Source organism: Rhizobium sp. Rhizsp42 (assembly GCF_047304155.1).
Classification (GTDB): domain Bacteria; phylum Pseudomonadota; class Alphaproteobacteria; order Rhizobiales; family Rhizobiaceae; genus Rhizobium.
On record NZ_JBGLYS010000022.1, the window covers coordinates 12,271 to 26,399 of the forward strand.

Here is a 14,129-nt window from a genome sequence, read left to right on the forward strand (position 1 = left end):
AAGGCCGGTTGGCATGCGCTGGAATTCGATATGGTGCCCTGAACAAAGGGGGGAAGGGCGTTGATGATGCGCACGGCGATTACTGAGATGGACGACGAGCCGTTGACGGCGCAGATTGCCGGAAAGATCCGCGAAATGCTGATCTCGGGCGAACTGGCGCCGGGCGCCAAGCTTTCCGAACAGCAGATCGCCACCCAGTTCGGGATCTCGCGCAACACGCTGCGCGAAATATTCCGCCTGCTGACGAGCCAGAACCTGCTCGTGCACATACCCAACCGCGGCGTCTTCGTTGCCACGCCGGGCGAGGCTTCGGTGGTGGATATCTACAGGGTGAGGTACGTCATCCAGAAGGGTGCAGTTCGTGCCACCGTCCGCACACACCCGGCATTGGCGAGCATGAGGGAACTTCTCGCGCGCACTGATACGTCGCGTGAGGCTGGCGACTGGCGAAGCGTGGGTACGATCAACATGGAGTTTCATCGCTCGATGGTCGAGCTATGCGATAGCCCACGGCTAAGCGCCTGCTTTGAGCTTGTTCTGGCGGAGCTACGCTTGGTGTTCGCACAGTTCGAGGATACCGCCCATCTGCATGCTCCCTACATCGCTCTGAATTGCGAACTCCTTGCGTCTCTTGAGGCTGGCGACATCGAGACGGCATCGGATCAGCTAGACGCCTATCTTGTGCGCTCGGAAAGATCCGTTCTTGCGGCACTCCAAACAGCCAAGCCGAAGTCTTTCGGGCGGGCGTGATGATTGAGCCGTTTGATCCCGGTCAGTAACCGCGCACGGGATCGACCAGCGCCTCAAACTGTTCGCCTTTGAGATAGGCGTCGAGGTTCCGCATCAGCCTATGCTGGAAGGCCTGATCCTGATCGCCGCCGGCCCAGGAAATGTGCGGGCTGATGAAGGCGTTGGGCAGGGTGTAGAGCGGGTGGCCGTCGGGCAGCGGTTCCGGCGTTGTCACATCGAGCGTGGCGCTGCCGATATCTCCCGCAACGAGTGCCGCCACCAGAGCTTGCTGATCGACAAGGCCGCCGCGTGAGATGTTGATGAGATGCAAACCCGGCTTGGCTGCGCCAAGCAATTTACCATCGATCATTCCTTCCGTCTCCGCGGTCAGCGGCGCGGCGATGACGAGGTGGTCGGCGGTAGCGAATATCTCATGAATACCGGCCGCGACGATGCCGCCGTCTCCCTCCCAGGGCGTGCGCCGGTTGACCATGACGTTCATATCGAAGGCCAGCGCCCGGCGGGCGATCGCCTGGCCGAGGCTGCCGTAACCGATGAGGCCGAGCGTCTTGCCGTAGACGCGGCCGATGTCGTGACGGCGCCAGTCCGCTTCACCGCGGGCACGTGTCTCTTCCAGCCGCTTCTCGGCGCGCAGTATCGCCGCGAAAACGAACTCGGCGATCGGCAGCGCGTTCAGTCCGCGGCCGCAGGTCATGACCCGGTCCCGCAGCAAGGTCGGCGGATAGATCTCGATGCCTGTCGTCTGCGATTGCACCCATTTCAGCCGCTCCGGAAATCGCCAGTCGCGTGGCGCCAGTTTCCAATTCGCGAAACCGCCAGTGACGAGGATATCCGCCTCTGCCGCTATTCTCCATGGCTCCGAAGGTAGAGAATCCTGGATCACGACCGGTCGGGAGGGATGTTCTTCGAGAGCCTTGCCGAGCTCAGGACCAAGCTGGTTCAGGATGACGAGGCGTTGTGGGGCGGACATGTGTTTCCTCCTCCGCGCGACGATTGCCGCGCGGTCTCCTTGCGAGCGTGACGCTCGGTCTTGTTACTGAGCGCGGCTCATATGCGCCGGCAGCGACGAAATGAAGTCTGTCAGCTGGTCGCCGAGGAGCTGCACGTGATCGCTGGCCGCCTTGCGCGCCGCTTCCGGATCGCCCGCATCGATCGCATCCATGATGCGGACGTGCTCGGTCAGCGTGCTCAGCATGCGGCCGGGCTGGTAGGTGGCGCGCATGCGGTAGGCGCCGATGCGGCGGCGAAGCTGGATCGCTTGGTCCGCGATGAAATGCGTGTGTGCGGCTTCATAAAGCTGGTCGTGGAACTTCTGGTTCACCTTGTAGAAGGCAACCGGATCACCCGAATTGTAGGCTTCGACCAGTTCCTCGTGCACCTTGCGCATGCCGGCGCGTTCGGCTGGCGTTGCGCGGCGGGCTGCGAGCCGGGCACAGAGGCCTTCGAGAGCCGACATCACGTCGAACATCTCGATCAGCGCCGGAATGGAGAGCAGTGCTACGTGTGTGCCTTGGCGGCCGCGTGTCTCGACAAGCCCGATCGCCAATAGCGCCTTGATGGCCTCGCGCACCGGAGTGCGGGAAAGGCCGAAGCGACGCGCGAGCTCCATTTCGTCCAGCCGCTCGCCGGGGACGAGCCTGCCGTCGAGGATCATCTGCTCAAGCTGTTCACGCAGCTCGCCGGCGCGGGTCGGAGCGCGCATCCCGTTTGCCGCTTCGGGCAGACGCGTGTCATCCTGATCCAATGCGGTCACTCCTCTCGCCGAACTGCGAATGGCCAATTTGTATTTTGCTGGCGGCATTTATACTTTTCTTTTTGCGGTGCATTCAATGGGGGGATTATGGGTATACGAGTGTAGCAAGGCAGCTTCGAAGCTTTTCCACAATCATCACGGGAGCTTCTATCATCGGGAAGTGACCGGAATCGTATTCGACGACGTCAGTGTCGCTGAAGCAGGGCATCGGCTTCGGATCCGCCAGTCTCGCGACCCACGTCGAGTTGAGCATGATCGCCGGGCAGGAGATAAGCGGCCAACGTTGCTCGGCGTCCCAAGCGAAGAGGTCATCCTTCACATCAAGCGCAAAGGTGGCCGGAGCCGAGGCGATCATGTCGTCGGTAATTGCCTGGCGCATCGCCTCGTTCGTCGATGGATGCACGATGATATCGATCATGGCGCGCATACGGCCCGCATAGTCGGCAGCGAACTCCTCGTGGCGTCGGATGAGTTCGTTGTCGGGAACACGGCGGTAGTAGTCGCGGTCCGTCAGCGTATCGAGCCCGATCAGCGCCCTCACGCGGTCGGGCGCGATGATCGCGACCTCGGTCATGATCGGGCCACCCATCGAGTGACCGATCAGCGTCGCGCTTTCGATGCCGAGATAAGCCAACAGATGCGCGACGGCGGCGCCCATCGCGCGGATCGTCTGACCGGCTGGCGGCGGCGGGAGCATGCCGCCGAAGCCCGGATGCGAGACCGCGAGCACCCGGTGGTCGCGCGCCAGTTCGGGCGCGATAACGTTCCAATGCTCAGCATTGCCGCACCAGCCGTGGATCAGCACCAGGCAGTCGCCTTCAGTTCCGAAGACGCGATAGCCGATCTGACCACCCATAGGGGCGTCCAGTTTCAAAAGCGGGGCGAGGTTGTGGGTCGGTTCGTTCATGGCCTAGCCCTTGATCCCGCTGGTGGTCATGCCTTGCGTGAAATACTTCTGCAGCAGCAGGAAGAGCAGGATGAGCGGAACCGTCGCAACGGTCGCGCCGGCAAAGGTTTCGCCCCAGTTCGGCAGCTGCGTCGGCGAGCCCTGCTGGGCAATCGCCACCTGGATGACCTGGATTGCCGGATCCTGGATGATGACGAGCGGCCACAGGAAGCTGTTCCAGGAGAACAGGAAGGTGATAAGCCCGAGCGTCAGCATCGGCACCTTCACGTTCGGCAGCACGATCGAGAAGAAGATGCGCACATGGCCGGCGCCATCGATCCGCGCCGCGTCCTCGAGCTCGACCGGCAGCTCCTCGAACGCCTGCTTCAGCAGAAACAAGCCGAACGGGCTGGCGATCCAGGGGATCATGACGCCGAGCAGCGAGTTGGAAAGACCGAGGCCGGAAACCACCTGATAGAGCGGCACCATCATCGCCTCGATCGGCAGCAGGAAGGTGAGGAGGATCAGCACGAAAACGATCTTGGCGCCCGGGAAGCGGATGCGCGTCAGCGAGTAGGCGGCCATTGAACAGAGCAGCAGCGTCAGCGCCACCTGCCCGCCGGCAACGATGGCGGTGTTCATCAGCGCGGTCAGCACATTGGTGCGCTCGAACAGCGTGCGATAGTTCTCGAACGTTCCCTCGACGGGCAGGAAGGCGCGCCAGGAGAGCGGCGTGACGTCGTTGAACAGCGTCAGCTGATTCTTGAAGGACGATGAGACGATCCAGGCATAGGGCGCCAGGAAGCAGCACAGGATGACGACGATGACGAGTGCGACAATGGCGCCGCGCCGGAGATGTTGCTTCTTCATGTCAGTAATTCCAACGAGAGCGCAGCAGGGCCATCTGCGCCATGGAAATGGCAAGCACCACGAGCAGCAGCGCTACTGATAGTGCCGAGGCATAGCCGGCCTGCTGCATGATGAAGGCGCTGTTGTAGATGTGGTAGACGATCAGGTTGGTGCTGTCCTGCGGTCCGCCCTGTGTCATCAGGAAGGCGGGCGCGAAGGCCTGCAGCGAAAACACCGTCATGATCACCACGACGAAGAGTGTCGTGCGGGAGAGGAGCGGGATCGTCACGTTCCAGAGAACCTGGCGACGGGTGGCGCCATCGATACGGGCGGCCTCGGTCAGTTCCACCGGCAGCCCCTGCAGGCCGGCGAGGAAGAGAATGGCGCCGAAACCGACCTGCTGCCAGAGCGTCATGGCGATCAGGGCCGGCAGCGCCTGGCTCGTCGACGTGAGGAAGGGCTGGTTGCCGATACCGATAATGTTCAGAACGCCGTTGATGAGGCCGTTCGACGGGTCGAGCAGGAAGGACCACATGGTGGCGACGACCACGGAGGAGGTGACGACCGGCAGCATGATCATGGTGCGGACAAGGCCGCGCGCCGGCAGCTTCGAATTGAGGAAGAGCGCCAGCGAGAAGGCGACCGGGATGACGAAGACGACGACGCCAAGCGCGAAGAGGAAGGTCACGCCGAAGGAGACGGCGGCATCGTCATAATCGATCATGTCGGTGAAATTGCGCAACCCGACGAACTTGGCGGCGGCCGGGTTGAGCAGGGAGTAGTCATAGACGCTGTTGCGGGCCATGACGAGCAAGGGCACGTACTGGAAGACCAGCAAAAGGATCATGAACGGCGCAAGGAAGCCGGCCGCAAACAGCCAATCCCGCTTCTGCCGCTTGGTAGCGGGCTTTCGCGATTTTGGTTTGGCCGAAGCCGTGGATAGGGTATTTGAGACCGACATTCTTGCGTCCAATGCTTACCGATCGAGAACTCGCTGTACTTTCTTCTCCGCGTCCGCCATCAGGTCGGCCGGATCGCCGCCGAAGGCCACGGCACGCAGAGCATCGGTAACGAGCTTGTCGTACTGGGCGAACTTCGGACCCGGAGGACGCGGCTGGCCCCATTCCTGCAGCTGATCGACGAATACCTTCATCGGATAGGCGTTGTAGGTCTCGAAGCGTGGGAACAGGCTCTTCAGCGTCGGGAGATTGCCGCGCTGGCTGACGTTCATGTAGGCATATTCACCCGTGGACATGTCGACCACGAACTTCGCCGCGATCTCGGGATGCTTGGAACGCGCCGTTGCGCCGATCGTGGTCGAGCCGGTGTGGACGATCGGGGTCTTGAAGTAGGGGATCGGGGTGATGCCCCACTCGATCTTCGGATCCTTGATCAGCGCGCTGCCGGCGGCAGGCGTATCGATATAGAAGCAGGCCTTGCCGTCAAAGAAGGCGTTCGGGATGCCGACCTTGGGAGCGACACCTTCGGAATTGAACAGCGACTGATAGAACTTCAGCGCTTCGATCGCTTCCGGCGTGTTCAGATATCCCTCGACCGACTTGCCGTCCTTGGAGAGCGCCCAGAAGGTCTTGTAGGCGGAGCTTTCCGGATCGGCCTTCGGGTCGCCGGCGGAGCGCTGGTAAATCAGGTCCTGGTAGACGAGGCCGGGCTGGCCGTTACCGAAGCGGGTCGGGCCGAGACCCCAGACGCTCGGTGCGCCGGCCGGGCCCTGCTGGCAGGCCTTGAATGCAGCCAGTGCTTCCGGCCAGGTCCAGGCCTTGTCGAGCGTCTGCGGCGGCTTGATGCCGGCGGCTTCGACAAGCTTCTTGTTGTAGTACATGGCGACCGTGGTCTGCTCGATGCCGGGCGAATAGACCTCGCCTTCATAGCTGTGCTCGGCCTTGGTCGCGGGAAGGATATCCTCGTCCCAGCCCTTGGGCAGGTACTTGGTGATGGGCAGAAGGATGCCGGAGGCGGCGTAGGACTGGGTGTTGGGGCCGTCGTAAACCAGCACGTCAGGCGGGTTGGAGCTTGCTGCCTGAACGGAGATCGTGTCGGCAAGCTGGGCGAAGGGAACTTCGTTGATCTCGAATTTAACGCAGGGATTTTCCTTCTGCCAGGCTTCCATGGGCGCCGGATAAGGGTAGTTTCCCGGCGTGCGCAGAATGCGCAGCGTCACGGTTTCGCCGGTACAGGCAGCGCTGTCCTGGGCAAATGCGCCGGTGCTGCCAAGCGCGGTGGCGCCAAGCAGGCCGGCGAGAAAGAGTAGGCGTGCATTCATCAGCTGTTCTCCTTGTTTTTATGCAGTCGTACAGGCAGTGGTCGCGTCAGATGGCGCGGCCGGTATTCGGGTCGAAGAGGGACATGCGATCACGGGCAATACGGAGCGACTGGGTCTGCCCCTCGGCCGCCGCGAGTTCTGGCGGCAGCATGGCGGAACAGGAGACGCCTTCCAGCGTGAAATGAACAAGCGTCGTCGGGCCGAGTAGCTCGGCCATGTCGACCGGGACCGAGATTTCGGTTGCGCCGTCCGCCAGGAAATGTTCGGGGCGCAGGCCAATCTCGACATGGCGGCCCGCGTAGGCCTTCAAGGTTTCGACCTTGTCGGCGGGAGCGGCCAGCGTCGCGCCCGCGAACGTCAGCATCGGCGTTTCTCCGTCCATAACGACCTTGGCCGGCAGGAAATTCATGGTCGGGCTGCCGATGAAACCCGCGACGAAACGCGTGGCCGGACGCTCGTAGAGTTCCTGCGGCGTTCCCTGCTGCTCGATCAGGCCCTTATTCAGCACAACCACTCGGTCGGCCAGCGTCATCGCCTCGACCTGGTCGTGGGTGACGTAAACGGTGGTTGCCTTCAGTCGCTTGTGCAGCCGGCGAATTTCCGCGCGCATCTGCCCACGCAGCTTCGCATCGAGGTTGGAAAGCGGTTCATCAAACAGGAAAACGGCCGGATCGCGCACCATCGCGCGGCCCATGGCAACGCGCTGGCGCTGACCGCCTGAGAGCTGCTTGGGCCGGCGCTCCAGCAGAGCCGAGATATCGAGGACCTTTGCGGCTTCCTCGACGCGGCGGCGAATCTCGGCCTTGTCCATGCCCGACAGCTTCAGGCCGAAGCTCATGTTCTGCGCCACCGTCATATGCGGATAGAGCGCGTAGTTCTGGAAGACCATGGCGATGTTGCGATCGCGCGGCTCCAGCTCGTCGACGCGTCGATCACCGATCCAGATCTCGCCGTCCGTCAATTCCTCAAGGCCCGCCAGCATCCGTAGCGTCGTCGACTTGCCGCAACCAGAAGGCCCAACAAGGACGACGAATTCGCCGCTGCGAATGTCCAGGTTCAGGTTCTCGATCGTATTCGCCGAGGCGTTTTCGTAAGTCTTCCCCACATTCTTGAGGGACACATCTGCCATGAGAATTCCAGCCGTCCGTTTCAGAGGTCATTCACGCCCGAGGGCTGGGATGCGACATTATGCCATTTCGGTATTCGCGCAATAGGTATTCGTATACACAAAATAAGTTTTCGAAAATAAAAGGGAAAACGCTAACGAAATAAGCTTCACGCCTATTTGGTTCGCATTGTATGCAAAATTGTTCGTCAATTGGCGACAAGGCGGTAAAAAATCCAACTTGATCGCAAAAAACTCTATGGACATGGTGATAAATCGGCGTATGCAAGAATGCGAAATATGTATTCACACAGGAGATGCAAATGGAACTTAATCTTGCTGGAAAGACGGCGCTGATCACCGGAGCCTCGCAGGGCATCGGCCACGCCATCGCGAAGGTGCTGGCTGCTGAAGGATGTCACCTTCACCTTGCCGCCCGCAACGGCGCGGCGATGGAAGAGCTGAAGGCGGAGCTGGCGCAGTACCCGGTCAACGTCACGGTGCATGAAGCAGATCTCGGCACGACCGAGGCCATGGTGGCGCTCGACAAGGCCTGCGGCGACTACGACATCCTCATGAACAACGCCGGCGATATTCCTGCCGGCTCGATCGAAGACGTCACCGACGAATCGATCCGCCGCGGCTTCGATCTCAAGGTATTCGGCTACATCACGCTGGCGCGCGAATTCTGGAAGCGCCGCAAGGGCCAAGGTGAGGGCAAGGGTGGTGTGATCATCAACGTCATCGGCAATTCCGGCGAGAACTGGGATGCCGCCTACTTCGCCGGCTCCACCGGCAACGCCGCTCTGATGAGCTTCACCAAGGCGCTCGGCGGCCGCAGCATGGATGAAGGCATCCGTGTCGTCGGCGTCAACCCCGGCCCGGTCGATACCCCGCGCATGTTCAAGATCATGAAGCGCAAAGCCATCGACATGCTCGGCGACGAGAGCCGCTGGGAAGAACTATACGACAAGTATCCGGGCAAGCGTCCGGCAACCGCCGAAGAAGTCGCCGATCTCTGTGTCTTCCTGGCATCGCCCAAGGCCGCCTATATCAGCGGCACGGTCGTTACGATTGACGGCGGCATTGCCGCGCGCGGCTCGGTGATCTGACCATGGCCGCTGATGCACGCACCCGCAACCGCTATTTCGACGACCTGTTCTCCACGGCTGATCTGGCGTGGATGGGTCAGAACACCAACCACGTGCCCGCCCATCCAGCGGTCGCGGAAGCCATGATCCGCTCGGTCGAGGCCGGCGAATTCAATGCTTATGCCCCGCCGATGGGTTTCGAAGCGCTGCGCAGCGCAATCGTTGCCGATCTCGGCGTCGCCGGAACCTCAGCCGAGGCGCTCATTACAGAAGGTGGCGTCAACGCGCTCGCTATGATCTGCAAAGCGCGGTCGAAGCCTGGCACCACGTTCGTCACCACCGACCCGACGTGGAAGTGGCCGTGCATGTTCGCCGAACAGGCAGGCGCACAAGTGATCCAGATCCCGATCTACGACGCCTCGGTCAACTACAAGCTGACGCCGGAGGCTCTGCGCGCCAACGTCGATGAGCGCTGCGCGATCATCTACATCGTCGATCCGAACAATCCGCTCGGCATTCGCTATGACCGCGAAGAGATCGAGGCTTTCGCCGAGATCGCTCGCTCGGTCGGCGCGCTGCTGATCCACGATTGCACCTACCGCGATTTCGCCGACGGCCATACTCCGGTGTTGCAGGTCGCGCCGGAGGGCACGGTCGTTTCGCTGTCGTTCTCCAAGTGGCTCGGTCTCGCTGGCATGCGCATTGGCGCGCTCGTCGCCGAACCGAAGCTGGTCGACGAGTTCTCGGCCGCTTCCACCTCGGTACTCGGCGCATCGGTCGTGGCACAACGCGCGGCGATGGCCGGCCTTTCGGTCAAGCCGGAATGGATGAAGGACGTGCGCCGCATCGACAGCGCCAACAAGGCGATGATCATCGAAGCGGCGAAGGCGACCGGTCTCTCGGTTCCGATCCCGGTCTCGCATGGCAACTTCCTGGTTCTCGAGACCGCCTCCACCGGCGTGTCGCCAGAGGCCATCGTCGAAGCCGCCCGCCGCGAGGGCGTGATGATCCGCCAGGGGCGTTACCACACAGCCGCCTTCGGTGATCGCTTCATCAAGGTCTCGACCTCGGTGCCATCGGCTTGGGCTGAGCGTTTCTGCGAAGGCCTGCCGCGCTATATCGAGACCGCGCGCACGCTCAACGACGTACCGGCCCTTTTCTAGGGCCGGCATATCCATCGACGATAAAAGGCAAAGAGGCTTTCATATGTACGCGACCGCCAAGGATGGAACGAAGCTTTACTACGAGACGGCAGGAGAGGGCGGAACGCCTATCCTGTTCATCCACGAGTTCGGCGGCAACTACGATGCCTGGGAACCGCAAATGAGCTTCTTTGCCCGTCGTCACCGCTGCATCACTTATGCGGCGCGCGGCTACGCGCCATCCGATATCCCGGCTGATATCGAGATGTATTCACAGGCCAATGCCGCCGATGATGCAATTGCCGTGCTCGATGCGCTTGACATCGAGAAGGCGCATATCGTCGGCCTGTCGATGGGCGGCTTCGCCGCCCTGCATTTCGGCCTGCGCACGCCGGAGCGCGCCCTGTCGCTGACGATTGCCGGCGCCGGTTACGGTACGGAGCGGGAAACGGCCGACTATTTCCGCAATACCTCGCTGAAGGTCGCCGACAATTTCGAGAGGGATCCGGCCGAATTCTCGAAGATCTATTCGCTCGGCGCCAGCCGGGTGCAGTTCCAGAACAAGGACCTGCGCGGCTGGGCGGCCTTCGCCGAACGCCTGTCGCATCACTCGGCCGTCGGCGCCTCCAACACCATGCGCGGTGTCCAGTGCCGGCGCCCGTCCTTCTGGGATCTTGAAGAGCAGCTTAAGACGATGATGGTACCGACGCTGGTCATGACCGGCGACGAGGACGATCATTGCCTGCAGCCTTCGATCTACCTGAAGAAAATGCTGCCGGCCTGTGGTCTCTCCGTTCTTCCGAAGGCGGGCCATACGCTGAACCTCGAAGAGCCGGCGCTGTTCAATTCCGTAGTATCCGATTTCATCGCCCAGGTGGAGCAGGGTGCCTGGAAGGTGCGCGATCCCCGCGCCGATCCCGGTCAGGTCATGCGGACGGAGTAGAAGACATGGCGCGGCCCGCAATCTCTCCCGACCGGCTCTGGACCCGCCTTATGGCACTCGGCGAGGATGGCGCGCTGCCCGGCGGCGGCGTCAATCGCCAGGCACTGTCAGGCGAGGAAATCCTGGCCTGGCGGCGGATCATCGCCTGGGGTGCAGCGGCCGGCCTCGAAGCTTCGACCGATCCGGCGGGCAATCTGTTTCTGACGCTTAAAGGCGTGCTTCCCCACCTGGCGCCTGTCGTCGCCGGCAGTCACATCGACAGCCAGCCGACAGGCGGTCTTTTTGATGGCGCCTTCGGCGTGCTGGCGGCCCTTGAGGCCGTGACCGCGATATCGGAGGCGGGCCTGAAACCGGAGCGTTCGATCACGGTCGTCGGCTGGATGAACGAAGAGGGAAGTCGCTTCGCTCCCGGTATGATGGGCTCCGAACTGTTCGCAGGCCTGCGCACCCACGAAGAGGTGATGGCGGTGCGCGACGCCGATGGCGTCAGCGTCGGCGAGGCGCTTGGCGAGCTGCATGCGGCGTTCCCCGATTTGCCGCGTCGCAAACTTGGTTTTCCGATGCACTCCTACATCGAGCCACATATCGAGCAAGCCGATGTGCTGGAAACGGAAGGCGCCGTTATCGGCGTCGTCTCCGGCATCCAGGGCAAGAAAACCTACGACATCACGATCACGGGCCGCGAGGCACATGCGGGCACCGAGCCGATGAGCCGCCGGCAGGATGCGGTGCAGGCGTTCGCGCGCATGGCGACGCGGATGCATGACGCGATGGCAGGCGAAGAATTGATCAAATTCACCATCGGCCGTGTCGTGGTCGAGCCCAATGCGCCGTCGGTCGTCCCCGCCAAGGTTACATTCCGCATAGACCTGCGCCATCCTGAAAACACCGTGCTGGAAGCGTGCGGCGCCCGCCTTGAGGAAATCGCACGCGCCGAAGCCGGCGCATGCCAGGTAGACATCCGCCGTCTTGTCGACGCGCCCTCAAACGGGTTCGACGAGGGGCTGAAGCAGGCGATCCGGGTGTCGGCGGACCGGCACGGATTGTCGCGCCTTGAGGTTCTTTCCGCCGCCGGCCACGATGCGCGGCAGATGGCGCCGCTGACGCGGTCCGCCATGATCTTCATTCCCTGCCGGGGCGGCATCAGCCACCACCCGGACGAATGGTCCGAGCCGGATCATGTCGCTGCCGGGGCGACCGTTCTTCTCGACCTGCTTCTGGAGAAAGCCGGTGTTTCGTTCAACCAAGGAGATGCATGATGAGCACAGCCAACGACATGGCCGAAATGCCGGTCCAATTGCCGCGCGAGCCCGCCAACGCGGCCGAGGCGCGCAGCCGCTATTTCAATTCCGGCAATGCCTTCAACATAAAGCTTCCGGCGGTGCCGGGGCACATCTTCATGGAAGAGCCGGCGAAGGCGATGAAGATGGAAAAGACCGGCTTCATCAATTGCGACCAATCCCAGAAGATGGAATGTGCCTTCGCCGCGACCACGCCGCTGATGCTGGCGCGCTATGCAGTCGTGAAGGCCGGCGAGACGCTGGATACGACGCTCGTGAACACGGCGTCTATCTGGTACGTCATCAAGGGCAGCTCCAGCCTCGTCGTCGGCGACGAGAAGGCGACGCTCGGCAAGGGCGATGTCTTCCTTCTCCCGGGTGGCATCACCTCGGCGATCACCGCCAAGGACGATTGCGTCTTCTGGGCTGTCGGCAACGATCCACAGTTGAAGTTCGACGCCTCCGCTCCGGTCACCGGCAAGGAGGCCGCGGTACAGTTCGTGCACTATCCGGCCGATGAAATCACCCATCAGCTCGATGTTGTCTACAGCTCGAACGCCAATGCCTCGACCTCAGGCCACGCGCTGATCTTCTCGGCCGAAAAGACCGAAGCCGCCCGCAACATCACACCGACCATGACGCTTTCGCTCAACACGCTGAAGCCGAAGAGCGCGCAGCCGCCGCACAAGCACAATTCGGCCGCCATCACGCTGGTCGTCGCAGGCGACCCCGCCTATTCCATGGTTGCCGAGCAGAAATGCGACTGGTCGCCCTGGGCAACGCTGGTGACGCCTGCCGCCGCCAAGCACAGCCACCACAATGACGGGAACACACGCGCCGAATTTCTGATCGTCCAGGACGGCGGGCTCTACTATCATGCCCGCACCATGGGATTCGAGTTCTACTGATGCGGCTGATCATCGATACCGATACCGCAGGGGACGATACCTATTCCCTGCTGCTGGCCATGAAGACGCCGGGATCGACGCTGGAGGCGGTGACCGTCTGCGTCGGCAACGTGCCCTTCGACCAGCAGGTGGAAAACGCGCTGGCGACCATCGAGGCCGCTGGCTTCTCCGGCAAGGTGCCGGTTTACTGCGGCTCGCGCCGGCCGATGGTCAAGCCGTGGGAAGCCTCCACCATGCACGGCAATGACGGGATGAGCGGCGCCAACCTGCCGATCGCCCGCCAGCGGCCCGAGACGATGCATGCCGTCGATGCGATCATCGAGAAGGTGATGGCCGAGCCCGGCGAGATCGACATCCTCGCCCAGGCGCCGCTGACCAACATCGCGCTGGCGGTGATGAAGGAGCCGCGCATCGCCAAGGCGGTTCGCCATCTCTGGATCATGGGCGGTACCGACAACTCGGTCGGCAACATCACGCCCTGCGCGGAGTACAACTTCTTCATCGATCCGGAAGCCGCGAAGATCGTCTTCGAGGCGGGCTTCAACATCACACTTTCGACCTGGACGCTCACCATGCGCTCCAGCCTGTTCGAAGCGGATCAGCTCGACGAAATCTTTGCGATGAACACGCCGCTTTCGGAGTTCTACCGCAAGGTTTCTGCCACCCCTCGCCAGACGGCGGAAGCACGCTACGGTCGGCCGATCAGCACGCATCCCGACTCCTTGACCTGCGCCATGGCGCTCAATCCCGATCTGATCGAGAGTGCGCGGGACGCGGTCGTCCGGATCGAGACCGCGGGTGAAATCACCAGGGGATTTTCGGCCGTTCATCCTCCGGTTCTCGGCAATCGCTGGCCGGAGTTCAAGGTCAACGCGCGGGTCGTCGAAAAGGCATCGAACGGCGGCTTCTTCGATATGATGAAGCGGGCGCTTTCCTGAAGCTGCGACCGCTGAGCTGGCAATTTTGAGAAGCCGGGAACGAAGTCCGCTCCCGGCTTTTTTGTGTTCGGTAGCCGGAAGCGATCCAAAAGGCGGATGGCTACAAATCGCTCATCGAATGCACAACAAATAGCACATTACGGACACGTAGATTGGATACTTGTATCCACATAACCACTATTATGCATACTTATGGTGATTTC

Annotated in this window: 14 protein-coding genes; 7 read left to right on the forward strand and 7 right to left on the reverse strand. The window is 62.0% G+C overall.

All coding sequences use genetic code 11. From position 1 onward, the window contains the following. Nucleotides 1-63: 63 nt before the first annotated feature. A complete protein-coding gene (locus ACCD05_RS19870; RefSeq protein WP_413394826.1) occupies nt 64-750 on the forward strand; it encodes a GntR family transcriptional regulator in 687 nt (228 codons plus the stop codon). Nucleotides 751-772: 22 nt separating this feature from the next. Here ACCD05_RS19870 and ACCD05_RS19875 read toward each other — a convergent pair whose 3' ends face one another. The 7 genes from ACCD05_RS19875 to ACCD05_RS19905 form a co-directional block, all read right to left on the reverse strand. Then, complete coding sequence (locus ACCD05_RS19875; RefSeq protein ID WP_413394828.1) at nt 773-1,720, reverse strand: NAD(P)-dependent oxidoreductase; 948 nt, start codon at nt 1,718-1,720, stop codon at nt 773-775. A gap of 63 nt (nt 1,721-1,783) precedes the next feature. Beyond that, nucleotides 1,784-2,503, reverse strand: a complete 720-nt coding sequence (locus tag ACCD05_RS19880) for a GntR family transcriptional regulator (RefSeq protein ID WP_348531769.1) — start codon at nt 2,501-2,503, stop codon at nt 1,784-1,786. 85 nt (nt 2,504-2,588) lie between these two features. Further along, nucleotides 2,589-3,410, reverse strand: a complete 822-nt coding sequence (locus tag ACCD05_RS19885; RefSeq protein ID WP_112435917.1) for an alpha/beta fold hydrolase — start codon at nt 3,408-3,410, stop codon at nt 2,589-2,591. 3 nt (nt 3,411-3,413) lie between these two features. Continuing rightward, nucleotides 3,414-4,259, reverse strand: coding sequence for a carbohydrate ABC transporter permease (locus tag ACCD05_RS19890; protein WP_112435918.1), 846 nt, complete (start codon nt 4,257-4,259; stop codon nt 3,414-3,416). Between the two features lies 1 nt (nt 4,260). Beyond that, on the reverse strand, nt 4,261-5,199 hold the full coding sequence (locus ACCD05_RS19895) for a carbohydrate ABC transporter permease (RefSeq protein WP_112435919.1): 939 nt from the start codon (nt 5,197-5,199) through the stop codon (nt 4,261-4,263). Nucleotides 5,200-5,214: 15 nt separating this feature from the next. Further along, complete coding sequence (locus tag ACCD05_RS19900) at nt 5,215-6,519, reverse strand: extracellular solute-binding protein (protein WP_112435920.1); 1,305 nt, start codon at nt 6,517-6,519, stop codon at nt 5,215-5,217. A gap of 46 nt (nt 6,520-6,565) precedes the next feature. Next, nucleotides 6,566-7,648: a sn-glycerol-3-phosphate ABC transporter ATP-binding protein UgpC gene (locus ACCD05_RS19905; protein ID WP_112950340.1), complete on the reverse strand. Its 1,083-nt coding sequence runs from the start codon at nt 7,646-7,648 to the stop codon at nt 6,566-6,568. Nucleotides 7,649-7,947: 299 nt separating this feature from the next. Between ACCD05_RS19905 and ACCD05_RS19910 the strand changes: the two genes are divergently transcribed. From ACCD05_RS19910 to ACCD05_RS19935, 6 genes are read left to right on the forward strand one after another with little or no spacing between them, the layout of a single operon-like run. Beyond that, complete coding sequence (locus tag ACCD05_RS19910; protein WP_047503451.1) at nt 7,948-8,736, forward strand: SDR family oxidoreductase; 789 nt, start codon at nt 7,948-7,950, stop codon at nt 8,734-8,736. A gap of 2 nt (nt 8,737-8,738) precedes the next feature. Then, nucleotides 8,739-9,878, forward strand: a complete 1,140-nt coding sequence (locus tag ACCD05_RS19915; protein ID WP_112435922.1) for a pyridoxal phosphate-dependent aminotransferase — start codon at nt 8,739-8,741, stop codon at nt 9,876-9,878. A 43-nt stretch (nt 9,879-9,921) separates the two neighbouring features. After that, nucleotides 9,922-10,800, forward strand: a complete 879-nt coding sequence (locus ACCD05_RS19920; protein WP_112435923.1) for an alpha/beta fold hydrolase — start codon at nt 9,922-9,924, stop codon at nt 10,798-10,800. 5 nt (nt 10,801-10,805) lie between these two features. Continuing rightward, on the forward strand, nt 10,806-12,059 hold the full coding sequence (locus ACCD05_RS19925) for a hydantoinase/carbamoylase family amidase (RefSeq protein WP_112435924.1): 1,254 nt from the start codon (nt 10,806-10,808) through the stop codon (nt 12,057-12,059). Next, entirely contained in the window at nt 12,059-12,988 is a 930-nt protein-coding gene (locus tag ACCD05_RS19930) for a cupin domain-containing protein (RefSeq protein WP_162718062.1), read from the forward strand. The genes ACCD05_RS19925 and ACCD05_RS19930 overlap by 1 nt, the downstream gene beginning before the upstream one ends. Beyond that, the gene (locus ACCD05_RS19935; RefSeq protein WP_112950341.1) at nt 12,988-13,926 is read left to right on the forward strand and encodes a nucleoside hydrolase; all 939 of its coding nucleotides are present in this window, start codon (nt 12,988-12,990) and stop codon (nt 13,924-13,926) included. The genes ACCD05_RS19930 and ACCD05_RS19935 overlap by 1 nt, the downstream gene beginning before the upstream one ends. The last annotated feature ends 203 nt before the right edge of the window (nt 13,927-14,129 follow it).